Genomic DNA, 25,742 nt, shown 5'->3' with positions numbered 1-25,742 from the left:
AAAGGACCTGACCCCTTGAACAAACAGACTGCCTCTGACTTTGCCCTGATCGAAGATGACGACCCGCTTCTGAGTAGTGGCGACGCCGTACTGAACTCTGCCCGCGTCAGCGGGAACGACTCGCCCGAATGGCGGGCCTTGCTTGCTAGACCCATGACCCTCCTGTTGCCGAAGTACCGGGACCGGGACGCCAAGCAAAGTGATTGGAAGAACAGTACGCCTGTCCCATTCCGAGCTTGGTTGGCAGGCGGTCCCGATGGCGGGTTGACGCAGCATGCAGAGCGGCGGGTGAAAGGGTACTTTCCTATCGTGTTTGGTGAGGCGGCGGGGTCGAAGTACGTCCGCAGGAAGGCGAACGGTATGAAGTCGGTGGAGATGGTCGGTATCGACGTTGACTCCGGCGACGACTACAGCGCCGCTCTTGATCGGATCGAAGCCGCCGGATTTGCCTGCGTTGCTTATACGTCCTTCCGCGATGGTACTGAGACTTCGAAGGTGAAGCGCGACACGGTACTACGTGCGCTCAAGATCGAACGCGACCCGACCACGGGCGAGCTTCGATCCTACCTCGCTCCGAAACTGCGGCCTGACGTTCTGGCCACGGTAGAGATTGACGGGCAGGACCATGACGAAGACGGAGTCCAGATCGTCTATCGTCATTCGCCGTTGCAGAAGTATCGGCTTTTGTTCCCCCTCGCCCAGCCCCTGTTGATTGGTTCGCTCGCACCAATGCAGCGAGCGCAACAGGACCGCTATGCGCGGCTGGTACGTGGCCTTGCCCACAAGCTGGACCTCCTTGCGGACGAAGCCTGCTTGGACGTGTCGCGCGTCTTCTACATGCCTTCCCACCCGCGCGGGGGCGACTTCGCACTGGACGTAATACGGGGGCGCGGTCTGACCTTGGCAGACATGCCGGAATTGGACAGGGGCGGCGTGAAGAACGCCTTCGAACTGGCGGGCGCGGGCGCGAAGGTGGATGACCGCGAGATCGGCGGAATACCCATTCGGAAATGGGCAGCGAAGTACGCCCACCGGCTGGAAATCGGGGAGCTGTTGCAGGCCGAAGCCCCAGACAAGGTGCGAAAAATCAACGGCAACATCGTAGTCGTCGAATGCCCCTTTGACGAATGGCATAGCAACGCGGGCGACCCCACGGACACTGGGTGTCATGTGCAGGACGGCGACGGCGGCACTGGGTTTGTCTGGAACTGTAAGCACGGGTGCAAGGATACTCACGACCGGCTGGACATGCTGCACAAGGCCCTGTCGGAAGGTTGGTTTGACGAGTCCTGCCTGCTGCCGGGCCCATACGTGCCGCAGTCGAACGAAGAGATTGACGAAGAAGACGGCGACCCCGTGAGCGATGATGACTCCGGGTTCGAACCTGTCGGAGATTGGCTGCCAAGAGCTTTCACCATCAAGGGCGGGACGATCTGGGGGCCGGACGGGAAGGAAGACGGCAGCGACATACCGCTCTGCCAGCGTTTCGACGTGATCGGGCGGGCTTCCAACGTTGCAGGGGATTCCGGCGCTGGCAGGATCATCAGTTTTCAGAATGAGAACGGGGCCGAGGTTGAGGTCACCTTGCGTAGGGCCGACCTGATCAGGGACGGCGGCGGCGGTGTTCTGGAACTTCTGGCAGATGCCGGGATGACCTTGTTCGTATCGAGAAAGAGCCGCGAACCGATCCTGAACCTGTTCCGCCAGATTCACCCCCAGCGCCATGTCCCGACTGTCCCCCGTCCCGGATGGGTTCGGGATCGTGGCGGGGTGATCATGGGATATCTGGCCCCGACCGGCGAATACATCACCGCGACTGAGGGCGGGCAGCCTTTCCGACTTTCGACCGTCGCTACTGTGACAGACCGAGCATCGGCAGGAACGCTGGACGGATGGAAGGACGCGACAGAAGCCGCCTTCGCAGACATCCAGAACGGCGATGAATCCTTGCCGCCGAACTTCCATTGGGTGATCGGAGCATGTTCCGGTTTCGTCGGGCCGCTGATGGCTCTGGCGGAAGCGTCGGGTTGCGGCATGAACTTCTCGGGCGAGGCCGCGCGGGGAAAGTCCACGGCGCTCTTGCTTGGCGCGACTGCATGGGCGACGCCCTACCCGTCGCAGGGCGTCTTCTACCCCGCTAACACGACCGCTAATGCGGTCGAGGTGATCGCCAGCCGTGCCTCAGAAGCTTTCGGCGGTCTGGACGATCTAGCGGCCATGCAGCAACCGCAGGCGCTGTCAGGCATCCTCTATGGCGTGTCTGGCGGGGCCGGTAAGAGCCGGATGGCAGGCACCACAGCAGCCGCCGGTTTGGGTGAAACAGCTACGTTCCGCACGTTCATGTTGTTGTCGTCGGAACGGACCCTGAAAGACACAATCACGGCGGCGGGCGTAGAGTATCGGGCCGGGCTGTCGAGACGGTATCCAGATGTGAACGTGACGGGCGTTGCGCGCGTCAGCGCGGACGTAGTGGCGAAGATCGAGGGTATCCAGCGGAACTACGGACTTGCTGGACCGGCTTTCGTGCGATGGCTGATCGTTGGGGGCTGGCACAAGAAGGGCCATACCATCCGGAAGAACATTGCAGACGCGGCAGAGAAGCTGGCAGGTCCGACCGCGATCCCTGCCCAGCGTGAGGCGGCGAAGGTTTTCGCTCTTGTTCAGATCGCAGGGGAGCTGGCGTGTGAAGCTGGACTCCTGACAGATGCAGACAAGGTTCGGGCGGCTATCCTCACCGCGTGGCAGACGTTCCGGGCGTCGGACGAAGGCAAGGCAACCGAGGGCGAAGCGTCCATGCTGGACGGCTTCCGGTCTTGGTTCGCCGGGGCAGATGGCGTCCACCTCACCAATGCCAGCGACCCCGACGCCCGTCTGTATCGCGAGCGGTGGGGTTGGACCACTGACACGCATATCGTCTTGATCGCAGACAAGATCAACATGCGCGCTATGGGGCTGAGTGGCACCGTGGATGGCTTGCTCAAGGCTCTTCGCGATGCCGGGGCATTGGTTATGTCGGGTAGCAACCGCAAGTGGACGAACCTTCCGCCGGAATGTGGTGGCGGCAGGGTGACGAACATCCGGATCGACAGGCTCGCGCTGGGGGTGCCGCCGCCGACTCAGTTGGGTGGTAAGCCGAGAGTGGGTGAGTGAGACATGGGCCGCGTCAGCGGCCTTTCTAAAGTCCGCACGGACAACCGCACTGACTGAATGGGGGTTGTCCGTGCGGACTTCGCCAAGTTAATCGTTACGTCGCAGATACTTACACATCCGCACGGACTGCAAGGACTGCACGGAGGATATATGACGGGCTAGGAATTGCCTGCCACGAGGCGCACAGAGCAAGCGTGAGAGAGGTCAAAGTGAATTAGAAGAAAGACACTCTATTTTTACTCCGTGTAGTCCGTGTAGTCCGTGCGAGACTTTTAAGGCATTGGTAAACATGAAAGTTCTGGACAGCCCCCCGCACGGACTGGTGGAGTTTCAGTCCGTGCGTTCCGTGCGGATTAGTCCTGCCAATCCTCATCGAGATTCAAGCTACCAAGATCGCCTGTACCGAAGAAGGCCTGCCGATGAAGATGGATGTTTACCCGAGATGCGACATTCTTCTGTGGCGTATCGATACCTAATGCAGGGCTAATAGCCGTGTTCTCGATCATCTCCTCTCCCCAAATGTCGAGATCACCTTCCCATTCACCGCTGGCAAGTATCGCTTGAGCGGCAAGCCGAAAGTCCCACGCGTCATCCTTGTTCCGCGCGATGTACCAAGCATCACCAGTCGGATAATCCACCCGATCCAGAGGGCGGGTAGCAAACCCACCCGGCTCTCGCGGGCGCGTGCTCCCCCAATCCCCATAGATGATCCGAGCGCGGTTAGACCGACGCAGTCGGATTTGATCTATCAGTTGTCGATTTGAGAACGGGACCTTGTAAACTCCCCTGTCGTAGTCTGAGTACATTTTCGGCATTGAGGTGCAAGAAAGGACTATGGGGACAGTGGCATCGATCACCTGCAGATGCCCGCCAATCATGCCGTCAAACCAAGATGCTAGGCTCAGAGGGTCCTGCGTCCAACCGCCTTCTAGAATTATAGAGTAGTCTGCCGCACCAGATGCGGCAAATGCAGCTACGACATCAGAAATGTTGCTAGGAACTCGGCCCATAAAGATACGCATGCAGTAGGAGCGCCCCGCGCCCTGAAAACGCTCTATCTGTCTGCGTATTTCGGCTGCACTCTGCCCTCGTGTCTGCACGCAAGGCAAGACCCATTCATGATCCTCGACAAACCGGCACCAGTTTTCGAACGCGTTCGCAGGGTTGAGCAAGGCGACTAACTCTTGCTGCGGTCCGCTTTCTAGGTTGCTGAATTCATAGTCCCTATCAATGTCGAGCAGGTAATGCTGGTGCCGGAAAGCCTTCTCGACCCTATCCACAGCCTTCTGAAGTGTAAGGGCATTGGCCCACGGGGCGAGAAGGATACAAGGTGTCATCCTTTCCTTCGTTGCACCCGGCAAGAATTCCAGACCGTTCATTTCACTGGCACGGATGGCCAGCGTAGGGACGTAGGTCTTGTTGTCTAGGACCATGGTATCTCGTTAGGCTTCAATCAGAGTGGAAAGCTTGATCTCCATGGCAGCTTTCGACACTTCAAAAAGGGAAGCAAGACCTTCGATGGTGACCTCTGTAACAAGGCCCCCAAAGTTCTCTCTTAGTTCTCTTTCAATGAGAGACATCGGCATGACGAGTTCTGCGGCCAGTCGGTTGGCCTCAAACTCAATCCTCTCGGGCGCGCCAGATCGATACAGGACAGTGTCCGTGATGCCATCCGGCGAACTATCGATTATATGCCGATGTAGAAGGAAATGGGCAAGCTCATGGCCAATAGTAAACCGTTGACGCTCTCGCGCCTCGTTTCGGTTTACACGTATCACGTAGCGTCCACCCTCAAGGGCAATCCTTCCTGAAATCCCTGTGCCCAGACTGGCCACCTTTATATCTACCCCTAGGTCCCGCGCCATCTGCCCAAGCTTCACTGGATACTCTGATAGGTAATGTTCTATGATTTCCCGCTGCTGCCCGAGCACCCTAGAGAGTTCCTTTGACATGTAGTTTCCTCCTAGCGGTTTCCGTCATCTTCTTTGTCGAAATCCTCTTCCAGCTCCGCGACGCTGGGTGTCTGTCGGAGCGACATTGCCACCTGATCAACGCGGGCTTGGATGACTTCCTCCGACAACAGGCCGTCAACCTTCTTTTCGACCGCAGTCAGAGCCTCTTCTAGACGCTCATCGGCATCCGAAGTGATCTTGGTCGCGACCTTCTGAATCTCCTCACGGATACCGGCGAAGGTGAATACCGCAACAATGCCTATCCCGATACCCAGCACGGCAAGCACCACAGTTACTGCAGTCATCATTACAGACAGAAAGCTCAGATACGTGGCAACGCTGTTGTCAGCCGGAAATACAGGGGTGGGTAGATCACCGCTGTAAAAGAACCCCATCGCAGACAAGAAGTACCATGCCACCAACCCCCCTACGAACGCCGCGATGTAGCCAAGTGCCTTCACCCACCTGCTTCCGGTCATCGTTGGTCACTGCCCGCATATTTGTTCTTGTTGTGTTCATGTCAAGTGTAAACCATCCGAAGATTCTTGAACAGCCAAGAAACGCCACCCCCCCCCCGCCCAGCTGGATACCCCCGCAGCCGCCCTCGACCTGCGTTACAGCAACTTTTCTTGTACGGTTGCATAATTGGGCGCACCGCCGCAAAATCGCGGCCCATTTTCACGGAAGCTATTGAAACGACTCGCGAATCATGCTGGTGGAGTGTATAAAACGGCCTAACGGACATTACGCCAAACCTGAAGCGGCCCCGAACCATGAAAGTCGTCAGCTACATCAGAGTCAGCATGCAGTCACAGGCAGACTCTGGACTCGGGTTGGACGCTCAGAAGTCCGCTATTGCCGCTTAGGCGGCCCAACACCATGCCACCATTATGGGCAGCTTTGTGGAGGTGGAGTCGGGCCGGAACAACTCCCGCCCGGAACTGGCGAAGGCGCTGCGACAAGCCCGCGTGACCGGCTCGCGCTTGGTCATTGCGAAGCTCGACAGGCTGGGAAGAAACGCTGCCTTCCTCTTAAACCTACGCGACTCAGGCGTAGACTTCGTATGTTGCGACGATCAACACACGACGCCGTTAACTATCGGCATCAAAAGCATTATTGCCGAAGAGGAGGCGCGCGCAATCAGCGCCAGAACCGTTGCCGCTCTGCAAGCTGCAAAGGCCCGTGGAACGCGCTTAGGCAACCCCAATGGCGCGGCTGCCCTGCGGCGGGCAGGCAAGGGTAACGCGGCCTCTAACAAAGCTAGGAAAGCCAAGGCTGACGCCTTTGCGGCTGATCTTATGGAGATACTGGCAGACGTGCGGGCAGCCGGACACACCACCCTGCACAAGATCGCAGGCGAATTGAATCGCCGTGGCATCAAGACGGCGCGCGGCGGCGTGTGGCATGCTGCGACCGTCGCGAACGTACAGGCCAGACTGCTCGACCGATCATCTGTGCTGTGACGCTTCTCACGAGGATCTGGGGGGACCCATCTGGGGGTATGGGGTCGGGCCGGAAACAGTCAGCAGTTGCTGCAAACGGGTTGCATAGCAACATTTTGAGCCCCAAGTCGAAGTCAACCGGCTTCTCAAGGAATGCCAACCTTGCGCTTGAGACATAAAAAAAATCGTGCACTGGCGTGCAACCCACTTTACAACTTCGGGCGTCAAGCCGAATTTGAGACTGCTGAGAGTTGCTCCGGGCCTAAAAGGCGGACGGTACCTACCATAGTTTCAGCTATGTTCCGAGACGCCATTCTCAGCGCTCTCCATGATTACGTTCTGTGAACCCATCTACAAGGTTCACAGCAGTCCGTGCAGTAGTTCCCTTCTGGCTCCAATATTCGGAGTTTCTGCAGTAGCTTTTTGCAATAGAAAAGCTGCATTAAACGATCGAGAGAAAGAGAATGAAAAAACTGGGAAACTCCAAAATCTATCTCCACGGCTACGAGATGCTTAGGGATTTTGGTGCTGAGACAGGCGACGTAACTGAACCTGCGAACTGGGAAAATGAATTCCAAGAAAATAGGTCTACTATTGAGACGGCTATACGGATTCATGATCCTATCAGTCTCTTATCTCGAACCGCTACTCAGTGCACTCTAGAAGGATCTGCGAAGAAGAGCGGGCCGACCACGGTCCCCCTTGCCGCACTTGAAATTCTTCAAGCAACATTCTTGATGCAGCTTCAGACGAGTCGTCGCATTCCACCATCACCGCATAGCTTGCTTAGAACATGGAAAGCAGCCGAAGCAACTCTTGAGTCTTTCATAGGAAAGCAGAAGGCAGACCGCACTGATCCGTTCTCTGAACTAGCTAATAGAACACGCGCTCAAACACTGCATTACCGCTTCATCTTTGATCGCGAAGTCTGCCTCATAGTCGTTGACAGAATAGCAACGAAGTTCGACCAAAAGACGAAAGAGTTCAGTGAACTGAGGGCGCGCTTTCGCTCGATAGTTAAAGAAGTGGACAAGATCGCCGTCCGCCTAGGCGACCACTATGACAAAGTGCAAGCCCTCCTTGAGGCAACTACCAAAGAAGCGGTTCAAGGTATTGTCGATTTCTACGTAGACGTATGTCCACTGGCGGCCAAGACTTGGAAGCGTGTCGACAGCGAGAGGACGGATTTAGAGACACTTAGAAACCTTGCATTTCAGCTTACTGAGATTTCCCACGAATGGATATTTACAATAAATTCCGAAGGGTTATCCGAACTAGAGAAGGACACCTTCAAAGCTCTGTCGCACAGGCCCGGAGACCTTTTCGACCAGTCCTTTGAGCACTTGTTTATGAACAACCCTGTTTGGAACAGACCATTCATTGAAACCGCTTCAAGCAAATACTTTACGGCCTTGCCTCAGATACCCTTCGCATTCCCATTTAGAATTATTGAGAGCCTTATACCTGAGGATCGACTGACTGCAGCAGCGCTCTCTGACGCGCGTGCGGAAGCACTCGAAGAACTCATTTTCGAAGTGGTGAGCAAAGCATTGCCGTCAGCAACCGTTATACGCTCACTGCAATGGAAGGATCCGACAGACGGGAAAATCTACGAGCACGACACCGTTGCCATACTTGGAAATCAAATCTTCATATTTGAGGCAAAGTCTGGAAAGATTAGAGAACCAGCACGAAGAGGTGGCCCAGAGGCATTAAAGAAGACACTTCGCGAGCTTTTTGTTGAACCTGCAGAACAGTCCATGAGGATGCAAGCGTACCTTAACGAGTATGGTCCCCGTGCTAGTCTATGGGAGAAAACGACGGGCAAGCCCGTTCTAATCGACCTAACCAAGCCAAAGGCAGTCTATCGCTTTGGCATTACGATTGAAGGGCTCGCTTCCCTCACAGCGGGGCGGAGATTCTTCGAGCGCCTAGGTATGATTGATAGCACGACGAAGTGGGCTCCTTCAATATCTTTGGGTGAGCTGTTCATGATATCAAAGTATCTCGATAGCGAAGTTTCATTCGGCCACTATCTAAGTAGACGTTACACACTCGAAGAGGTCTTGGACTTTATTGGTGATGAGCAAGATCTTCTGTCGATGTACTTAACCAATGGATTTTGTGTGCTTGGAGAAGGCACGCGTGATCAAACTGTATTACTTTTTCAGGCCGACGATCTTGTTCGTACCACTAAGATTCCAAGGGAGGATCGTGCAAATTCGGCTTTGGTGGGTGTCTCACTACCCCCAAGGTGGAAGTTGATCTCCGATGAAGTGTACGCTGGCCACCCGTCAATTGATCGACATAAGTTTGATATTCTATTCACAATTATGAATCAGCCCCCACCGGCATTGGCGAAACTGCAATCTAGAATCTCCCGTTGGCGTTCCGGCGGTGGTGGTAGGTCCAAGCAAGGAGAGCATTCAAAGTACGTCATCAATGATAGGCAGTTCGTCGTTCTGATCAACCTGATGGACAGAAGAGACCTAGATCGTTCGCCGGATATAGCGGGGAATTGCCGTGTAATTGCATACTCCGTTGCTGATGGTTTTGTAGGGACTACGGATTGTGTTGTGATGACTATCTTTAGGGACTCAAAAACTCTTACCTACGACGGTATATCGTTCTTCCGAGTCAAATCAAAGAAGTCATCCTCGAGCGGTTACATAATCTAGCCCTCGGCATTTTAGACATGTCGTTTGTTGTATGCAGCCACCAGACAGAGTATTACGTACAATAAAAAAAAGGACCGTCAAGCGCGGAGCTGCGACAACGTCCAAAGCTGAGCTTGCCTTTTTGTGGCCTCCTCGCGTCATGTCCCCTCTGGGTTGGTGTCAACGCTGAAGTGTTTCGACACGTACTTGCCGTGTGACTGATTTCGGTGTCGGAGATGAGCTTAGAGCGGACACGGTTGTGCTAGTGTTTGTGCTAGTCTTCTTGTCAGGTCGAGCTAGCACAGATTTTGGATAATTAATATAAAACAATGACATACGGGGAGATCCGTGTGGAGAAGGGAAACTTCAATCCTCTCTTGCAGCACCATCTATCGCCTTGATCTAAAGAAGAACTCTATCCGCAGGCCGTGATGCCAGTGTGGCGTCAGTTTCCATGCCGGAATGAGGGTGAGATGGTCCGCCGCCTGCGCTACTTCTCGGCCAGACGATACCACATCCGGATCACCGCGCCCCAAGAGCGGCAGCCGATCAAGGATTGGTAACCGAAACTGTTCAGCGCCGCTGTCGCGGTTATCCGCCTTCGCTCCTCGCGCGCAGCTTTCGCCTCGTTGATGGTCACGGAGGGTGAGGAGGGTGAGGAGAGTGGTGTTCGGGGGTCGGGCAACACACTGAAGTTCGTCACTCAGCACCAACCGCATCCGACCCACCTTCGCCCGGCCAGCCGGTCAAAAGCTGCTTGGTCCGCAGCTTTTTATTCGGCTTGAAGGCCAGCAAATGAACGACTTGCGGTCAGAAGAGGAAGTCTGTTTGCGCCACGGTTCCCGTCACATAGATCGCGAGATCTGCCGTGCCGTCATTGTTGGTATCGCCGAAGATGTAACCGCTGCTCATCCAAAGCGAGGCAACACCGGCGGCGGATGATCCGAAGACAAAGGCCTGATCGCCCGCAACAGAGGTATCGGCGTCGATCGCCGACAGGTCGATCTTGTCCACCCCGGTCTGGAAATCCAGCACCTTGTCGCTTTTTGCGCGCGCGGTGTCCGAGGCCAGCGCGAAGACGAACACGTCAGCCCCTGCCCCGCCGGTCAGCCTGTCTTGCCCCGCACCGCCGTCCAACCGGTCATTGCCTGCGCAGCCGAAAAGCAGATCATCGCCAGCCCCGCCAAGCAGGGTATCGTTGCCGTCGTTCCCGGTCAGTCTGTCAGCCCCCGCCATACCGCTCAGGATATTGGCGGCGGAGTTGCCGGTCATGATATCGGCATTCAAGTTACCGGTGCCGTTGATGGCGGCGGTTCCGGTCAGTTCCAGTTTCTCGACGTCCGTCGACATCGTGAAGCTTGCCGAAGACCGAACCGTATCGCACCCGGCCAATCCTGCCACGATGGTGCTGCTGCTGGAGACGGTGAAGACGTCGTTGGACGTCGTGCCGGCAAGCGTCAGCGCCGGTTCGGGCGCAATGCTCGCGGCCTGCCAGGTCCCCGCTCCGCTGAAGACTCCATTGACCGCGGAAAGCGCCTTGACCGACATGTCGCGCAGGTCCAGCACCTTGTCGTCGAACACCAGCCACTCGACCGATGAGACCAGATCAAGCGCCTGGTTGCCCACCCTGTCATGGACCTCGAAAGTGCCGCCGCCCTTGGCCGTTATGGTGAAGTTGGCGTGATTGCCGGAGTATTTGGCGATGTCCACGCCTGCCATGCCCTTCAGCGTATCATTTCCCGATCCACCGATCAGCATGTCGTTGCCTGCACCGCCTGTCAGGCTGTCATTGCCGCCCTTGCCGTCCAGTCGCGAACCGCTGTCGTAGCCAGTCACGACATCGGCCAACCGGGTGCCTTCCACGGTCCCGAAGGTCACCTTGTTGGCCGTGGCATCCGTGACCGAGCCGTAATGCGTGCCTGCGGTGTTCACGAACAGCGTCGGCGAGATGATGTCGGAATTCGCATCCCTGAGCGACCGGTCGACCACCACGACGTTGCCGTGATCCCGCCCGCCGTGGAAATTGATGTCCCGGTCGGTCTGCGCCACGTGCACAAAGTTCCCGGCGGCCGAGGTCCACGACGCGAAGACCACGGAATGCCGCATGTCCTGGTCGTGAAGATTGGTAAAGCTGCTGTCATAGACATCGCGGATCTGCAGGGCGTAGCCATTGCCGCCGTCCGCCTTGTTGTGCGCGCCGGTCATCGTGATGGTGTCGACTTTTGCATTCGTGCTGCTGGCGATGTTGACCCCCAGCGAGGGCACGTCGTGCGAGGTGATGTCGAAGAGAACCAGCCCAGCCGTTCCATCCGCCTCGATCACCGCGTTGCGGTCGTAGGCGCTGAGCGTGTTCGTGAAACTGGACGGATTCGCCGGGACGAGACCGTAATCCACGGTGAAGCCGCCGACCTTCACCCTTTCGGCCATGCTGATTTCGCTGATCGTCGTTTCGCCGACCGTGAAATCGAAGTGCACACCCGACGCGAGGGTGATCTTCGCGCCGTCCACCGCGGCGACCTTCACGATCGAGGTGCGCAGGGGCACGTCGGTCCTGGCCCAGGTCGTATCGCCGATCTCCTGGTAGAACGCGGCAGTGCTTTCGCGTGACAGATAGACATAGTCGCCCGCGACGAAGCTGTGAGAGCCGGACAGCGTCATGACCTGACCGCCTTCCGCCACGTCGCTGCTCAGCTTGTAGGCGCCCGTTCTGGAGCCGCTGCCGATCTGGAAAGCTTCTTCTCCCAGGCCGGACGGCACATCGATGAAGGTCTTGCCCGACCCCGCCCCGACGACCGTGATGTCGTCCCGGTCCACCACTATGGTGCGGTCAAACTTGTAATGCCCCGCTTCAAGTTGAAGCGTCGTTCCCGCCGCTGCGGTGTTGATCAGGTTCTGCAACTGTGCAGCCGTCGTACCAAGCGTGACGATCATGGCTGGGCCACCAGGGCCGAATGGTCACCACGGGTGGCGGACGACAGACCGCGCACAGGCGAGATCAGCGAAAAGAAGGCAGCGCGGAACAGACCCGGCGGAATCGCCGGGGGCGAGGCATTGTATGACACTTTAGTAATCCTGATTGGTGTGAGGCCCGAACTGGGCATGCGTACACAGGCCACCCGCAGGTGGCACGACACGGGATCAACCGGAGGCTCGGCGGGTCGCGCCGGCGGCGTTGCGCGCCGACGCTGTCGACAGCTTGGAACGCGGGTCGGACCAGGCGTCGGATAGCGGCGTCTTCGGCTGAAGAAAAATATTTCATTCGCTACGGAACCAGAACCCCATACTGCGTGTTAAGGCACTTGACCATGCTCAACCTCAGGTTGTAGGCAGGTTTCGGCCGGGATGTTGCTGCAATGCCCCGGCCGGGCGTCCGGGCGGTTGCGACTCGGGTTCCGACCAGCGAGAGAGCCCTCGCCCGATCAGTTTCGCGCAGCGTCACCCCCGATGCACCCGGCCAAAAGCGCGGTGCAGAGGAACCATGCCCACAACCATTCGGTGATCCATTTTGGACAACAACACAGCGGCGCACGGCGCCAGAGAGCTTCGCGCCGCACGAAGCGAGGCGGTTGGCCTGATCTGGTCGGCGATCCTGTTCAGCCTTGTCGTGAACGCCCTGATGCTGACCGGGCCGCTTTACATGCTGCAGGTCTATGACCGGGTTCTGGGCAGCCGATCCGAGGAGACGCTGGTCGCGCTTACGGTCCTCATGGTCGGCCTCTTTCTGGCCATGGGGGTGCTCGAGTTCACCCGCACCAGGGTTATGGCGATTGTGGGCGCACGGTTTCAGGACCGTCTGGACCGGCGCGTGTTCAGCGCCTCGTTGCAGGTCTCGGCCCTTGCGCCGAATGACGCGGCCGCCGTCGTCGCGCAGCGGGATCTGGAGGCGGTCCGGTCCTTCCTGGCCTCCCCGGTCGTGCTGGCGCTGATGGATTTGCCCTGGGCGCCCTTCTTCTGTGCCGCGGTCTTCATCTTCCATCCTTTCCTGGGCTGGCTTGCTTTTGGCGGTGGTGCTTTGCTGGTCTGCCTGACCTTGCTGAACCAGATCCTGTCGCGCGGCGCGCAGATCGAGGCGGGTCAGGCGTCCGTGCAATCCGAACGGTTTTCCGACCAGCTGAAGTCCGAGGCCGAAACCATGCAGGCGCTCGGGATGTCCGGTGCCGGGTTCGACCGCTGGCAAGTGTCGCGGCGTGTGGCCCTGCAGAAGGCGATCGCGGCCGCCGGGGTCATCGGGATCTTCGGCTCCATCACCAAGACCTTCCGCCTGTTCCTGCAGTCGGCGATGCTTGGAATGGGCGCCTGGCTGGTCCTGCAGGGCGAACTCACCTCGGGGGCGATGATCGCAAGCTCAATCCTCATGGGCCGGGCCTTGGCCCCGATCGAGACAATCGTCGGCCAGTGGTCCCTGGCGCAACGCGCTCACGAGGCGTGGAAGCGGCTGTCGATGCTGCTGTCCCGGGTTCCGCAGTCGGTTCCCCGGACTGCTCTGCCGCGACCGCGCGCCCTTCTGGACGTGGAAAGCCTGAGTGTCGGCGCGCCGGGCGAACCCGGTGCCATTCTGCGGATGCTCAGCTTCCGGCTGGAGCCGGGGCAGGCCATCGGTGTCATCGGCGCTTCCGGGGCCGGAAAGTCGACGCTGGCGCGGGCCCTGACGGGGGTCTGGCGGCCGCTGGCCGGGAAGATCCGCCTGGATGGGGCAACGCTGGATCAGTACGACCCCGACACCCTTGGCCGGCTTCTTGGCTACCTCCCGCAGCGGATCACGCTCTTCGACGGCACGATTGCCGACAACATCGCCCGGCTTGATCCAGAGCCGGATAGCGAACGCGTCGTTGCGGCTGCCAAGAAAGCCGATGCGCACTCCATGATCTTGAAGTTGCCCGATGGCTACGATACCCGCGTCTCGGCGGCGGGCAGCAGGCTCTCGGGCGGCCAGATCCAGCGGATCGGACTTGCGCGGGCGCTCTATGGCGATCCGGTCCTCCTTATCCTCGACGAGCCGAACTCCAATCTCGACAACGACGGCTCGGCTGCCATGAATGCGGCAATCCGGGCGATGAAAGCCGAAGGAAAGTCCGTCCTGATCATGGCGCACCGCCCGGCGGCGATCCAGGAATGCGACCTTCTCCTGGTTCTGGAAGACGGTGTTCGCAAGGGATTTGGCCCGCGGGACCAGGTCCTGCGCGAACTTGTCCGCAATCACACCGAGATCCTCAAACCAGCCGTGGGTGCGTCATGAGCGGACAGGTCATCAAATGGTCTGCACGGGGACCCTTGTTCGCGGGATTCCTGACCCTGGCCCTGCTGGGTGGGGGGCTGGGCGCCTGGTCCGTGCTGACAACCGTTTCCGGTGCCATCATCGCCCCGGGACAGATCGAGGTCGCCCATAGCCGTCAGGTTGTGCAGCATGTCGACGGCGGTGTGGTAACCGAAGTTCTTGTCGAGGAGGGAGCCGAGGTCCGTCCGGGCGATGTGCTTCTGCGGCTTGATGGAAGCCAACTGCAGTCCGAACTGACCATCGTCGAGAACCAGTTGCATGAAGTCAGTGCGCGCCGCGCGCGGCTGGAGGCAGAGCGCGATGATGCGCCAGCCGTGACCTTTCCTGCCAACCTCGTGCAGGCGGCCTCGCTCCGCCAGGACGTCACCGAACTGGTCGATGGGCAGGCAAGCCTTTTTGCCGCCCATCGCGAGACGCTGGAGCAGTCGACGGACCAACGCCGAAAGCGGATCGGGCAGATCGGCAATCAGCTGGACGGGATCGAGGCGCAGCAGAAGGCCGTGGACATCCAGGTGGCACTCCTTGCCGCCGACCTGAAGGCCCAGCGCGACTTGCTGGCAAAAGGCCTGACCCAAGCCGCGCGGGTGTCCGAGATAGAACGGGAACTGGCTCAACAGCGTGGCCGCGTCGGAGAGCTGACCGCCGCCCAGGCCGAGGCTGCAAGCCGCATCACCGAGATCGAGATCGAGATCCGTGGCCTTGCCACGCAGCTGCGCGAAGGGGCCGAGCTTGAACTGCGCGATATTGCCGCGCGCGAGCTTGAACTTTCTGAACGGCACCGCGCCTTGGCCGAGCGTATCGGACGTCTGGACATCCGCGCGCCGGCGGCAGGTATCGTCTTCGGCCTGCGGGTGACCAGTCCGCAGTCCGTGATCAAGTCAGCCGATCCGCTGATGTTCATCGTCCCGCAAGACCGCCCTCTCCTGGTTGCCGTTCGTGTTCCGGCCACGCATGTCGACGAGGTGCGCCTTGGGCAGGAGGTGCGTCTGGCATTTCTCTCCCTTGCCGCGCGCACGACGCCAGAGGTGACCGGTCGCGTTAATCTGGTGTCGGCGGATGCCTTGACCGACGAACGAACCGGTATGACCTACTACCGTGCGGAAGTTTCGATCGACGACCGAAACCTGCAAGACGGTGACATCGAGATCATTCCGGGCATGCCGGTGGACGCGTTCATCCGCACCGGCGACCGCACGCCGCTGTCTTATCTGGTCAAACCGTTCACCGACTATTTCCGCAGATCGTTCCGGGAAACCTGAAGCCGACCTGACGCCGCCGCGAAGGCGCGTCGGTTCATGTCCAGCAAGCCGGCTCTGGAAGCTCCTTGCTCCGGAAGCTATTGCTGCCATGCTTTGCCTTGCAGACGGAGAGTGGCGCCTTGGCGGTCGAACGGTTCACCATCGAGGGCGATCTGGAGGCCGAAAGCTTCCTGCCCTGGATCGTCCGGCACATGCAGCGCCTTGGGCTTCGCGGGGTTCCCGTGCGGCGGGCCGACGGGCAAGTGGAAATCACCCTGAGCGGGCCGGCTGACCTGATCGACGCAATGGAACTGGGCGTTTCCCTGGGTCCGATCGACGTCTGGGTCGAAGCGATCGCCCGGCAGCGGCTGGAGAATGCGGACGTCCCCTGACCTTTTGCCCCTCACAATTTGGTTACTTATTGGGCGGTCCCGTCTAACAATCAGGCATGACGCCCGATTCCTTTTGGCGACCGCCCCGGCCACCCGTCCCGGCAGGACAGTCATCCGTAGTCGGCATAGCGTGACCCGAAGGCCGTTTGACGGAAACCGAACGAATGACTGCTGCCTGGACTCCCGTTGCGCTGGCGCGTGACCTTCCGCGATTGTGTGTGATGCCCGTCTGTGTCGACGGGACCCAACTGGCGCTGTGGCGCAGTGCAACGGGCCGTCTGGCGGCCTGGGCCGACCGTTGCCCGCACCGTGGCATGCGCCTGTCGCACGGCTTCGTACGGGGCGAGGCGCTGTCCTGCATCTACCACGGCTGGAGCTATGGCTCCGATGGCCACTGCCTGCGAATTCCGGCCCATCCGGACCTTGTTCCGCCCGAAGCGATCCGGGTGCCGGTCTTCCACGCGATGGAGAGCGGCGGCGTGGTCTGGGTTGTAACGCAAGCCACCGATGCCCTGCCGCCCACCGTCGAAGGAACGCCCCTGCGGTCGCTTACCGTCGAGGCGGCGGTGGACTGGGACGCTGCCGGCTTTTCGGTGTCCGGTCCGGTCGCGCGTGGCCAGCTGTCTGGCATGATGGTGACGATCCTCGTGCAGCCCCTGCCCCAGGGCCGCTTTGCGCTTCACGCCCTGGCAGAGGCCACGGCCTCCCCTTCCGCCCAGATAGAGGTGTCGCGCGGGCTCGAAGGCTTGCGGCGGCGGGCAGAGGAGGCGTTCGCATGACCGACCCCGTCCGCGACGAATGGTATCCGGTGGCCTTGGTCAGCCAGTTGCACCACGGGGCCCGCGACACGCTCCTGTTGGGTGAACCGATCCGCGTGACGCTGCAGGACGACCAGCCGCTGGTCACTGCGTCCAACCGGGTGCTGCCATCACAGGCCCGCTATGGCCATGTCTGGACCTGTCCAGGTGTTCCTGCGCGGCCGCTGTTCGACATTCCGGAAGCGGACCAGCCCGGACGGCGTCTGGTCGATGTCGGTCTGGTCCGCGTCAAATGCTCACCCCTGCGCGCGGTCGAGAACTTCCTCGACATCGCGCATTTCCCCTTCGTGCACACCGATATCCTGGGCGCCGAGCCGCATACCGAGGTGGGCCGCTACGACGTGGCCATCCGCGACGAGGTGGATGAGGTCTGGGCGACAAAAGTGCAGTTCTATCAGCCGCAAGCGGCGAAATCGGCGGCCGGCGGGATCACCACCGAATACATGTACCGGGTGCCTGCGCCCACCGTCTCGGTGCTGTACAAGACCTGCCCGCCGCGTCCCGGTGAATGGGACGTGATCACCCTTTTCGTGCAGCCCCTGACCGAGACGCTCTGCGAAGTCTGGCCGTGGATGGCGTTGTTTGACGACACGACACCGCTGACCGACCTGATCCATTTCCAGCAGACGATCTTCCTGCAGGACCGCTCGATACTGGAAAATCAGCAGCCCAGCCTGTTGCCGCTGGACCCGGGGCTGGAGATTCCGACGCGGGCCGACCTCACCTCAATCGCCTATCGGCGCTGGCTGAAGCGGCGCGGCTACACCTATGGCGCGCAATTGGTGGCGGCATGATCCTGTACGACTACGTCCTCAGCCCGGACTGCTACAAGGTTCGGCTTCTGGCCGCGCTGGTGGGCGCACGGCTTGACCTGCGTGCGGTCGACTTTCACCCGGGCGGGGAACACCGCAGTGCAGCCTTCCTTCGGATCAATCCGGCGGGCACGATCCCCGTTCTGGAAGACGGCGACCTGATCTTGACGGAATCCGCTGCGATCCTGACCTATGTGGCCGCAAGCCACGGGCCGGACTGGCTGGGCGATGACACCCCGGTCATGCGGGCGCGCGTGGCGCAGTGGCTGGCGTTCGGGCACCGGCTGTCGGCCAGCATCGGCAAGGCACGGACCCATGACATGCTGCAAAAGCCCGCCGACATCGACGCCTGCCGCAAGGCCGGTGTCGCCGCCCTGCGCGAACTGGAGAGTGCCCTGATCGAGGCGCGGTTGCGCGGCGATGCGTTTCTGGCGGGAGACCGGCCCACGCTGGCAGATATCGCCTGTTTCCCGCATCCCATGCTGGCCCCGGATGGCGGCATCTCGACCGATCCCTACCCGACGATCCGCCTGTGGACCCGGTTCCTGCGCGCCCTGCCGCGGTTCATCGAAATGCCGGGCATCCACCGCCTGCATGAATTGAAGCCCGAACCCACGGGCACCAGCCAATGACCGCCCATCTCTTCAAAGGCTGTGCCGCCGTCGTTTGCGACCCGCAGACCGTGCTGCGCGATGTGGACCTTCTGGTCGAGGGGCCGAAGATCACCGCCATCGGCAAGAACCTTGTCCCCCCGCCCGGCACCGACGTCATCGACGCGCGGGGCTGGTTCCTTTACCCTGGCCTCGTGAACACCCATCACCACTTCTTCCAGACCTTCGTGCGCAACCGCGCCGATCTGGACTGGACCAAGCTGTCGGTGATCGAATGGCTGGACCTGATCTACCCGATCTTCTCGCGCCTGACCGAGGATTGCTTCTACCACTCTTCGGTCACCGCGATGGCGGAACTGGCCAAGCACGGCTGCACCACGGCCTTCGACCATCAGTACAACTTTCCGCGCCATGCCGGAAAACGGATCGTCGACCGCCAGTTCGAAGCCGCGGCGAAGATCGGGCTGCGCTTTCATGCCGGGCGCGGCGGCAATACCCTGCCCAAGTCAGAAGGGTCGACCATCCCGGACGAGATGCTGGAATCGACCGACGAATTCATCGCCGATTGCGCGCGGCTGATTGACACCTACCACGATCCGAACCCCTTCAGCATGGCGCGAGTGGTGGTGTCCCCCTGCCAGCCGGTGAACTGCTACCGGGAAACCTTCGTCGAATCCGTGGCCCTTGCCCGAGACAAGCGCGTGTTCCTGCACACCCATGTCGGTGAAGGCGAAAGCCCGGTGATCGCCTCCCGCCACGGGATGCGGACGGTGGACTATCTGGAACAGATCGGCTTTGCCGGACCCGACACCTTCTACGCCCATTGCTGGGAGTTGACGGACACCGAACTCCGCCAGATGGCGGCCTCGGGCACCGGCGTGTCGCATTGCCCGGAGCCGGTCTATCTGGTCGGGGCCGAGGTGACCGACATCCCCGCGATGGCGGCGCATGGCGTGCGGCTGGGTCTGGGCTGCGACGGGGCGGCCTCGAACGACAACTCGAATCTGATGCACTGCATCCACTCGGCCTACATGTTGCAATGCCTTGTGGCATCAAAGCGCGCCCATCCCGTGCCGGAACCGCGTGACTTTCTGGGCTATGCCACCACGGGCGGCGCGTCCCTTCTGGGCCGCAAGGACATCGGTCGTCTCGCCCCCGGCATGGCTGCGGACCTGTTCGCCATCGACACCCGCCGGATGGATTACGTCGGCACCCGCCACGACCCGGCCAGCCTGATCGCCAAGGTGGGCATCGGCATGCCGACCGACCTGACCATGGTCAACGGACGCATCATTTGGGCCAAGGGGGAATTCCCGGGCCTCGACGAAGCAGAAATGGCTGCCGAGGCGGAAGCCGCGCTGGCCACAATAGACGCGTGAAAAACACCCAACAGGAGACACAACCATGATCGCCAGACGGACCTTCCTTCAGACCTCGGCCTTTGCCGCCATCGCTGCGGCCATCTCTGCGCGGGGGGCCAGCGCCGCCGAGCCGCTCGGCATCGCACTCGTCCTGCCCTCGCCGCTGGGCGACGTCGGCTGGTCGCACACGCTGGCCCTAGGGCTCGACCCGATCAAGGCGGCCTATGGGGACGCCGTGACCTTCACCATTCTGGAAAACATCGCCGAAGGCCCCGACGCCGACCGCATCATGAACAAGGCCGTGGCCGACGGAAACAAGGTGCTGATCGCCGGGTCCTTCGGCTATCAGAACGGTGCGATGCAGATCGCCAAGCGTGACCCGTCGGTCACCGTGCTCCATGCCTCGGGCTTCATGGTCGCCCCGAACTTCTCGCCCTTCGCGGCGAAATACTTCCAGGGCACCTATCTTCTGGGCATGGCCGCGGCGGCCGTGTCGAAAACCGGCAAGCTTGGCTCGGTGTCGGCCTTCGCCATTCCCGAACTGATCACCTCGGTCAATGCCTTCACGCTGGGCGCCCAGGCCGTGAACCCGGCTGTCGAAGTGTCGGTGGTCTGGGTCAACACCTGGTTCGACCCCGCCAAGGAACAGGAAGCCGCCAAGGCCCTGATCGCGCAGGGCTGCGACGTGATCTTCTCGAACGCGCAGGACACGCCCTCGGTCATCGCAGCCTGCGAAGAGGCGGGTGTCCACGCCTTCAACCTGAACTCGTCGATGAAGAAATACGCGCCGACCAAGTATCTTGGCTGCGTGGCCACGGATTGGTCGCCCTTCTTCAAGGCCTCGGTCGATGCCCATGTCGCGGGCAGTTTCGTGGGCGCGAATGCCTTCCTCGGCGTGGCCGACAAGGTCGTCGCCGTGGTGGATTGGAGTTCCGACATCCCCGCCGAGGTGATGACCAGGATCACCGAGGCCGAGGCCAAAATCGCTGATGGCAGCTTCAACCCGTTCACCGGGCCGATCACCAAGGCCGATGACAGCGAAGGTGTGGCTGCAGGCGTTGCCCTGGCAGACGCTGACATCATCGCCATGGATTGGCACGTCAAAGGCGTCACGACGCCGTTGCCGCAGTAATCCCCATGCCCGCGCCGCTGCTCTCTCTTCGCAAGATGACCAAGACCTACGGCCAGACCGTGGCGAATTCCGCCATCGATCTGGACGTGGCCGCAGGGTCCATCCACGCGATCCTGGGCGAGAACGGCGCGGGCAAATCGACCTTGATGAAGCTGATCTACGGAGTAGAGCGCCCCGACGAAGGCGAGATGCACTGGAACGGCGAACCCGTTCATCTGACCTCGCCCGCCGAGGCGCGGCGCCTTGGCATCGGCATGGTGTTCCAGCACTTTTCGCTGTTTGAAACCCTGACTGTGGTGGAGAACATCTCGCTGATCGTTCCGGGGTCAAAGGTCGACCTCGCCGCCCGCATCCGGGCCTTGGGGCAGGACTTCGGGCTGGTGGTCGACCCCTTCGCCCATGTCCACGCGCTGTCGGTGGGCGAACGGCAACGGGTGGAGATCATCCGGTGTCTGCTGACCGAACCCCGCCTTCTGATCCTGGACGAGCCGACCAGCGTTCTACCGCCCCAAGCCGTGGGTCTGCTGTTCGAGACCTTGCGCCGTCTGCGCGACGGCGGTGTGTCGATCCTGTTCATTTCGCACAAGCTGGATGAAATTCGCGCGCTTTGTGACCGCGCCACGATCCTGCGGGGCGGGAGGGTCACCGGGGATGTCGATCCGCGCGACCACGATAGCCACGATCTTGCCCGCATGATGATCGGGCGCGACATGCCCGCGCCCCTGCATCTGGCCCCCATGCCGAAGGGTGAGATGCGGTTGGAACTGACGGCCCTGGACCATCAACCAGACGATCCGTTCGGGGTCACTCTGGCGGGGGTATCCCTGCGCCTGCACGCGGGAGAGATTCTGGGGATCGCGGGCATTTCGGGCAATGGACAGGCCGAAATGTCGCGCCTTATCTCCGGCGAAACGCTTCTGCCTGCATCACGGCGCGATGAAATCCGCATGATGGACAAGCCGGTCGGCCACCTTGGACCTGCGGCGCGTCGGGCTCTGGGCCTTGCCTTTGTCCCCGAAGAACGCCTTGGCCGCGGTGCTGTGCCGGACATGACTCTGGCCGACAACAGCCTTCTGACGGCCCACCCCCTGGGCCTCTTGAAGCGCGGCCTTATCGACCGTCAGGCCGAAGCCAGGTTCACCGCCGCCTGCATCGCGGATTTCGACGTCCGCACCTCGGGTCCCGAGGCCGAGGCGGGATCGCTTTCGGGCGGGAACCTGCAGAAATTCATCATGGGGCGCGAGATTTCGCTGAACCCGCGCCTCCTGTTTGTCGCCCAGCCGACCTGGGGCGTGGATATCGGCGCTGCGACCGCGATCCGGCACAGGCTGGTCAAGATGCGAAATGCCGGCGTCGCGGTTCTGGTCATCTCGGAGGAGTTGGAAGAGTTGTTCGAAATTTGCGACCGCATCCAGGTTCTGCACAAGGGGTCACTGTCCCCCAGCCTTGACCCGCGCAGCACAAGGCCGGAAGAGATCGGTCGCTGGATGATCGGCTCAGCTTCGGTGGTCGCGTGATCCGCCTTGTCCGCCGGGACCGCGCCTCGCGGCGCATGGCTGTGGCAGCCCCGCTTCTGGCGCTGTTTGCGGCCATCCTGTCGAACCTGATCCTGTTCGTGGCGATGGGGAAGGACCCGGGCGCAGTCTTCTATGCCCTGCTGCTGGAACCCTTCATGACATGGTCCGGCTTTTCCGAAGTCCTGTTGAAGACCGCGCCGCTTCTGCTGATTGCCCAAGGGCTGGCAATCGGGTTCCGGGCCAAGGTCTTCAACATCGGGGCCGAAGGCCAATTCATTCTGGGCGCGATCTTCGCCTCGGCCATCCCGGTCTATTTCCCACAGGCGACGGGCGGCTGGATCTGGCCTGCGATGCTGGTGATGGGGGCCATCGGCGGGGCGCTGTGGGCGGTTGTTCCGGCCTTCTGGCGCGTCAGGCTGAACGCGAACGAAATCCTCGTCACCCTGATGATGAGCCTGATTGCCGTCCAGCTGCTGAACTACCTGCTCCTTGGTCCGTGGAAGGACCCGATGGGCTTCAATTTCCCGCAGTCCGTCATGTTCCAGTATGATGCGATGATCCCGATCCTGTTTCCCGGCACGCGGGTCAATGTCTCGCTTTTGCTGGCCTTTCTGGCGGCACTTCTGGCCTGGATCTACATGCAGCGCAGTTTCGGCTGCTATCAGTTCCTGGTCGGCGGTCTTGCCCCCAAGGCCGCGACCTATGCCGGTTTTTCGCAGTCCCGCGCGATCTGGCTCTCGCTGCTGATCGGCGGCTTTGCGGCCGGGCTGGCCGGTGCTGCCGAAGTCGCCGGCCCAATCGGGCAGCTGCAACGGTCTATCTCAACGGGATACGGCTATGCGGCCATCATCGTGGCCTATCTGGGCGGGCTGCATCCCCTGGGCATCGTCGCGTCATCCTTCCTGATGGCGGCGCTCTACATCGGTGGCGACAACGCAATGGTCTCCGCCGACTTGCCCGTTGCAGCCGTCCGGGTGTTTCAGGGCAGTCTCCTGGTCTTCTATCTTGCCGCCATAACCTTCGTCCGCTTCCGCCTCGTCCGGACAGGAGGAGCACCGGCATGAGCGGGATCGAATTCATCCTGGCCGGAATGCTGGCGGCGGCCACTCCGTTTCTGCTTGCCGCACTGGGCGAGTTGGTGGTGGAGCGGGCCGGGGTGCTGAACCTCGGGCTGGAAGGGATGATGGCCCTTGGCGCCGCGATCGGTTTCATCGTGGTCTACGAGGGCGGCGGCCATGTCGCGGCCTTTCTAGCGGCGGGCCTGGTGGGGGTCGGGCTGGCACTGGTCTTTGCGGGTCTGGCGCTGGGACTGCGCGCCAATCAGGTCGCGGTTGGCCTGGCCGTCGGCATCCTTGGCCAGGGCCTGTCGTCGCTGGTCGGCAATTCCTACGAAAGTCTGACGATCACCGGCCTGCCAAAGCTGGCCTTTCCCGGCCTGTCGGACCTGCCGGTGGTGGGAGGCATGTTCAGCCAGGACATCATCGTCTGGCTGTCGCTCATCGCGACCGCGGCGATCTGGGCGATGTTCCGCTATTCGCGCCTGGGCCTAATCCTGCGCGCCATCGGCGAGAACCCCGCCGCCGCGCGCGCCATCGGCTACCGGGTCACCGCGCTGCGGCTTGGGGCGGTGGTGTTCGGCGGGGCGATGGCTGGCTTTGCCGGGGCCTATGCCGCCACGGTCTATACCCCGCTCTGGGCCGACGGAATGATCGCCGGACGCGGATGGATCGCCTTGGCGCTGGTGGTGTTCGGCATCTGGCTTACCGGCCGGATATTCTTCGGAGCCCTGCTCTTCGGCGCGCTGTCGCTGGCCAGCCTTGTCGCGCAGACGGAGGGTTGGGCGGTGCCGTCACAGCTGTTGTCGAGCCTGCCCTACATCGTCACCATCGTTGTCCTCGGCATCATCACGTCGAACAAGCGACTGCTCAAGGTCAACGGCGTGGCGTCGCTCGGCGAACCCTTCGGCCCCTGACGGGCCCGGCCTACCGCATGAGACCCGGCACCGCGCTTCCGCGACAAGTCAACGCGGTGCACCTGCAGCGATGGCAAGCCCATCTGCAACTGCCGTGAAGACATCGCTGAACGCGTGGGCGGCCTGAGGAAATTGTTCCTTCATGGTCTGCGAGACCATCGACATCAGGCTGGAGCCGCCGACGTAAACCACCTTCTCGACGCGGGTGACATCCATGCCCGCAATCCTCAAGGTCTCGCGCGAGCCCTCGGCCAGCGCGTCGGCATGCTGCACCAGGCTTGCGCCCAAGGCTTCTGCCGACAGGGGGACCGCCAGGCCGGGCTCTATCTGGTCAAGCAGGATGGCAGCCCGCTCCGCGCCGCCGTTGGCCGCGATCTTGCCGCGCTCCACCGCAAAGCTCATCTCGTGCCCCAACTCGTCTTCCAGAACCTTCGCCAGGCGGGAAAGCTTGTCCGGCTGATGCGCCAGCCGCGCCATTTCCGTTGCCAACCGTCGGTTCTGCGGCGTGTAAAGGAACGGGATCAACTCCCAGGTCGCCAGATCGTTGAAGATGGCATTCGGGGTGGGCGAACTGCCGGGTCCCATGATCTTGCGCAACTCGGTGCCCTTGCCCAGAAGCGGCATCACCCGGTCGATGCTGATGGAGCGGTCGAAATCCGTCCCGCCAATGCGGACACCGTGATTGGCAAGGATGGTCACCCCCTCCCGACCGGACCGGAACAGCGAGAAGTCCGACGTGCCGCCGCCCACATCGACGATCAGGCCGATGGATGCGCTTTGCTCCAGCGCGCCGCTGGCGATGGCGGCAGCCTGCGGCTCGGGCATGAACTCCACGTCACGGAAGCCCGCCGCCAGATAGCAGGCACGCAGATCCGCCTCGGCTGCGGCTTCCCGGGGATCGCCGACGCCATGAAACACCACGGGCCGCCCCGACACGACGCGGTCGAAGATCACGCCAGCCTCGGCCTCGGCCCGCGCCTTCACCTGCGCCAGAAAGCGGCTGATGATCTCGACGAAGGTCACCCGCTCGTTCAGGATCTGTCGGCGCTCATGCATGAGGCTGGTGCCCAACACGCGCTTCAATGCCCGCATGAAGCGCCCTTCGACACCCTCGAGGAGCGCCTGGTTGGCCGGTTCGCCGATCAGCATCTCGCGCGCGTCATAGTCGAAGAAGAAGGTCGTCGGGATCGTGGTCCGGCCCGACGCGAACTGGATGAGACGCGGCCTGCCGTCGGACATGTAGCCTGCCGCGGTATTTGACGTGCCGAAGTCGACCCCAAGCCCGAGTGCTCGTTCAGCCATGCTCGTATTCCTTGTGGTCCGCAGGGCCGGTGTCGATAGGGGTCGCGACGGAGGGTGTCAAGCAGCGTATCCGGCAGGCACCCGTTCAAGCAGGTTGGAAATCCTGTCTCG

General features: G+C 61.2%; 19 protein-coding genes and 1 pseudogene. 15 read left to right on the top strand and 5 right to left on the bottom strand.

Annotated elements, in window-relative coordinates; translation table 11 throughout:
• The first annotated feature begins 15 nt into the window (after nucleotides 1–15).
• Nucleotides 16–3,150: a DUF927 domain-containing protein gene (locus Q0C42_RS09675; protein WP_295074635.1), complete on the top strand. Its 3,135-nt coding sequence runs from the start codon at nucleotides 16–18 to the stop codon at nucleotides 3,148–3,150.
• Between the two features lie 353 nt (nucleotides 3,151–3,503).
• Here the strand turns inward: Q0C42_RS09675 and Q0C42_RS09670 are convergent, their stop codons facing one another.
• From Q0C42_RS09670 to Q0C42_RS09660, 3 genes are read right to left on the bottom strand one after another with little or no spacing between them, the layout of a single operon-like run.
• Nucleotides 3,504–4,583 carry a beta family protein gene (locus Q0C42_RS09670; protein WP_295074634.1) on the bottom strand — a complete coding sequence of 360 codons (1,080 nt, stop codon included), beginning with the start codon at nucleotides 4,581–4,583 and terminating at the stop codon, nucleotides 3,504–3,506.
• Nucleotides 4,584–4,592: 9 nt separating this feature from the next.
• A complete protein-coding gene (locus Q0C42_RS09665; RefSeq protein ID WP_295074633.1) occupies nucleotides 4,593–5,102 on the bottom strand; it encodes an ImmA/IrrE family metallo-endopeptidase in 510 nt (169 codons plus the stop codon).
• An 11-nt stretch (nucleotides 5,103–5,113) separates the two neighbouring features.
• Nucleotides 5,114–5,563, bottom strand: a complete 450-nt coding sequence (locus tag Q0C42_RS09660) for a hypothetical protein (protein WP_295074632.1) — start codon at nucleotides 5,561–5,563, stop codon at nucleotides 5,114–5,116.
• 423 nt (nucleotides 5,564–5,986) lie between these two features.
• Here Q0C42_RS09660 and Q0C42_RS21625 point away from each other — a divergent pair.
• The 3 genes and pseudogenes from Q0C42_RS21625 to Q0C42_RS09650 form a co-directional block, all read left to right on the top strand.
• A pseudogene (locus Q0C42_RS21625) lies at nucleotides 5,987–6,280 on the top strand (recombinase family protein); the annotation flags it as partial.
• Nucleotides 6,266–6,565 carry a recombinase-like helix-turn-helix domain-containing protein gene (locus tag Q0C42_RS21620; protein WP_367115730.1) on the top strand — a complete coding sequence of 100 codons (300 nt, stop codon included), beginning with the start codon at nucleotides 6,266–6,268 and terminating at the stop codon, nucleotides 6,563–6,565. The pseudogene Q0C42_RS21625 and the gene Q0C42_RS21620, both read left to right, overlap by 15 nt.
• Nucleotides 6,566–7,008: 443 nt before the next feature.
• Nucleotides 7,009–9,222 carry a hypothetical protein gene (locus Q0C42_RS09650; RefSeq protein WP_295074631.1) on the top strand — a complete coding sequence of 738 codons (2,214 nt, stop codon included), beginning with the start codon at nucleotides 7,009–7,011 and terminating at the stop codon, nucleotides 9,220–9,222.
• Between the two features lie 789 nt (nucleotides 9,223–10,011).
• On the opposite strand, the gene Q0C42_RS09645 is transcribed toward Q0C42_RS09650, so the two are convergent.
• Nucleotides 10,012–12,132: a calcium-binding protein gene (locus Q0C42_RS09645; protein ID WP_295074630.1), complete on the bottom strand. Its 2,121-nt coding sequence runs from the start codon at nucleotides 12,130–12,132 to the stop codon at nucleotides 10,012–10,014.
• Nucleotides 12,133–12,706: 574 nt separating this feature from the next.
• On the opposite strand from Q0C42_RS09645, the gene Q0C42_RS09640 reads away from it, so the two are divergent.
• From Q0C42_RS09640 to Q0C42_RS09590, 11 genes are all read left to right on the top strand, one after another.
• Nucleotides 12,707–14,437 carry a type I secretion system permease/ATPase gene (locus Q0C42_RS09640; RefSeq protein WP_295074629.1) on the top strand — a complete coding sequence of 577 codons (1,731 nt, stop codon included), beginning with the start codon at nucleotides 12,707–12,709 and terminating at the stop codon, nucleotides 14,435–14,437.
• A complete protein-coding gene (locus Q0C42_RS09635; RefSeq protein ID WP_295074628.1) occupies nucleotides 14,434–15,735 on the top strand; it encodes an HlyD family type I secretion periplasmic adaptor subunit in 1,302 nt (433 codons plus the stop codon). Before Q0C42_RS09640 ends, Q0C42_RS09635 begins: the two co-directional genes overlap by 4 nt.
• Before the next feature lie 98 nt (nucleotides 15,736–15,833).
• Nucleotides 15,834–16,106, top strand: coding sequence for an acylphosphatase (locus Q0C42_RS09630; protein WP_295074627.1), 273 nt, complete (start codon nucleotides 15,834–15,836; stop codon nucleotides 16,104–16,106).
• Between the two features lie 164 nt (nucleotides 16,107–16,270).
• Nucleotides 16,271–16,885, top strand: a complete 615-nt coding sequence (locus Q0C42_RS09625) for a Rieske 2Fe-2S domain-containing protein (protein WP_295074626.1) — start codon at nucleotides 16,271–16,273, stop codon at nucleotides 16,883–16,885.
• A complete protein-coding gene (locus Q0C42_RS09620; protein WP_295074625.1) occupies nucleotides 16,882–17,718 on the top strand; it encodes an aromatic ring-hydroxylating dioxygenase subunit alpha in 837 nt (278 codons plus the stop codon). The genes Q0C42_RS09625 and Q0C42_RS09620 overlap by 4 nt, the downstream gene beginning before the upstream one ends.
• Complete coding sequence (locus tag Q0C42_RS09615) at nucleotides 17,715–18,368, top strand: glutathione S-transferase family protein (protein WP_295074624.1); 654 nt, start codon at nucleotides 17,715–17,717, stop codon at nucleotides 18,366–18,368. Before Q0C42_RS09620 ends, Q0C42_RS09615 begins: the two co-directional genes overlap by 4 nt.
• Complete coding sequence (locus Q0C42_RS09610; protein ID WP_295074623.1) at nucleotides 18,365–19,726, top strand: amidohydrolase; 1,362 nt, start codon at nucleotides 18,365–18,367, stop codon at nucleotides 19,724–19,726. Before Q0C42_RS09615 ends, Q0C42_RS09610 begins: the two co-directional genes overlap by 4 nt.
• A 25-nt stretch (nucleotides 19,727–19,751) precedes the next feature.
• Nucleotides 19,752–20,840, top strand: coding sequence for a BMP family ABC transporter substrate-binding protein (locus Q0C42_RS09605; protein ID WP_295074622.1), 1,089 nt, complete (start codon nucleotides 19,752–19,754; stop codon nucleotides 20,838–20,840).
• A gap of 5 nt (nucleotides 20,841–20,845) precedes the next feature.
• On the top strand, nucleotides 20,846–22,357 hold the full coding sequence (locus tag Q0C42_RS09600; protein ID WP_295074621.1) for an ABC transporter ATP-binding protein: 1,512 nt from the start codon (nucleotides 20,846–20,848) through the stop codon (nucleotides 22,355–22,357).
• Between the two features lie 35 nt (nucleotides 22,358–22,392).
• On the top strand, nucleotides 22,393–23,421 hold the full coding sequence (locus Q0C42_RS09595; protein WP_295074620.1) for an ABC transporter permease: 1,029 nt from the start codon (nucleotides 22,393–22,395) through the stop codon (nucleotides 23,419–23,421).
• Nucleotides 23,418–24,329 (top strand): ABC transporter permease, encoded by a 912-nt coding sequence (locus Q0C42_RS09590; RefSeq protein WP_295074619.1) that lies wholly within the window; start codon nucleotides 23,418–23,420, stop codon nucleotides 24,327–24,329. The genes Q0C42_RS09595 and Q0C42_RS09590 overlap by 4 nt, the downstream gene beginning before the upstream one ends.
• 48 nt (nucleotides 24,330–24,377) lie before the next feature.
• Here the strand turns inward: Q0C42_RS09590 and Q0C42_RS09585 are convergent, their stop codons facing one another.
• Nucleotides 24,378–25,631: an Hsp70 family protein gene (locus tag Q0C42_RS09585; protein ID WP_295074618.1), complete on the bottom strand. Its 1,254-nt coding sequence runs from the start codon at nucleotides 25,629–25,631 to the stop codon at nucleotides 24,378–24,380.
• Nucleotides 25,632–25,742: the final 111 nt, after the last annotated feature.

Origin of the sequence: Tabrizicola sp. (assembly GCF_022842145.1) — a bacterium.
Classification (GTDB): Bacteria; Pseudomonadota; Alphaproteobacteria; order Rhodobacterales; family Rhodobacteraceae; genus Tabrizicola.
The sequence above is the reverse complement of the archived record's forward strand: the minus strand, read 5'-3'. Positions and strand labels throughout refer to the sequence as shown.

Excerpts from the sequence above, each read along its gene's own strand:
- Q0C42_RS09590 (WP_295074619.1), top strand. The coding sequence starts at position 23,418 with ATGAGCGGGATCGAATTCATCCTGGCCGGAATGCTGGCGGCGGCCACT.
- Q0C42_RS09615 (WP_295074624.1), top strand. The coding sequence starts at position 17,715 with ATGATCCTGTACGACTACGTCCTCAGCCCGGACTGCTACAAGGTTCGG.
- Q0C42_RS09670 (WP_295074634.1), bottom strand. The coding sequence starts at position 4,583 with ATGGTCCTAGACAACAAGACCTACGTCCCTACGCTGGCCATCCGTGCC.
- Q0C42_RS09645 (WP_295074630.1), bottom strand. The coding sequence starts at position 12,132 with ATGATCGTCACGCTTGGTACGACGGCTGCACAGTTGCAGAACCTGATC.
- Q0C42_RS09625 (WP_295074626.1), top strand. The coding sequence starts at position 16,271 with ATGACTGCTGCCTGGACTCCCGTTGCGCTGGCGCGTGACCTTCCGCGA.
- Q0C42_RS09665 (WP_295074633.1), bottom strand. The coding sequence starts at position 5,102 with ATGTCAAAGGAACTCTCTAGGGTGCTCGGGCAGCAGCGGGAAATCATA.
- Q0C42_RS09605 (WP_295074622.1), top strand. The coding sequence starts at position 19,752 with ATGATCGCCAGACGGACCTTCCTTCAGACCTCGGCCTTTGCCGCCATC.
- Q0C42_RS09635 (WP_295074628.1), top strand. The coding sequence starts at position 14,434 with ATGAGCGGACAGGTCATCAAATGGTCTGCACGGGGACCCTTGTTCGCG.
- Q0C42_RS09600 (WP_295074621.1), top strand. The coding sequence starts at position 20,846 with ATGCCCGCGCCGCTGCTCTCTCTTCGCAAGATGACCAAGACCTACGGC.
- Q0C42_RS09650 (WP_295074631.1), top strand. The coding sequence starts at position 7,009 with ATGAAAAAACTGGGAAACTCCAAAATCTATCTCCACGGCTACGAGATG.
- Q0C42_RS09610 (WP_295074623.1), top strand. The coding sequence starts at position 18,365 with ATGACCGCCCATCTCTTCAAAGGCTGTGCCGCCGTCGTTTGCGACCCG.
- Q0C42_RS09585 (WP_295074618.1), bottom strand. The coding sequence starts at position 25,631 with ATGGCTGAACGAGCACTCGGGCTTGGGGTCGACTTCGGCACGTCAAAT.
- Q0C42_RS09620 (WP_295074625.1), top strand. The coding sequence starts at position 16,882 with ATGACCGACCCCGTCCGCGACGAATGGTATCCGGTGGCCTTGGTCAGC.
- Q0C42_RS09595 (WP_295074620.1), top strand. The coding sequence starts at position 22,393 with ATGGCTGTGGCAGCCCCGCTTCTGGCGCTGTTTGCGGCCATCCTGTCG.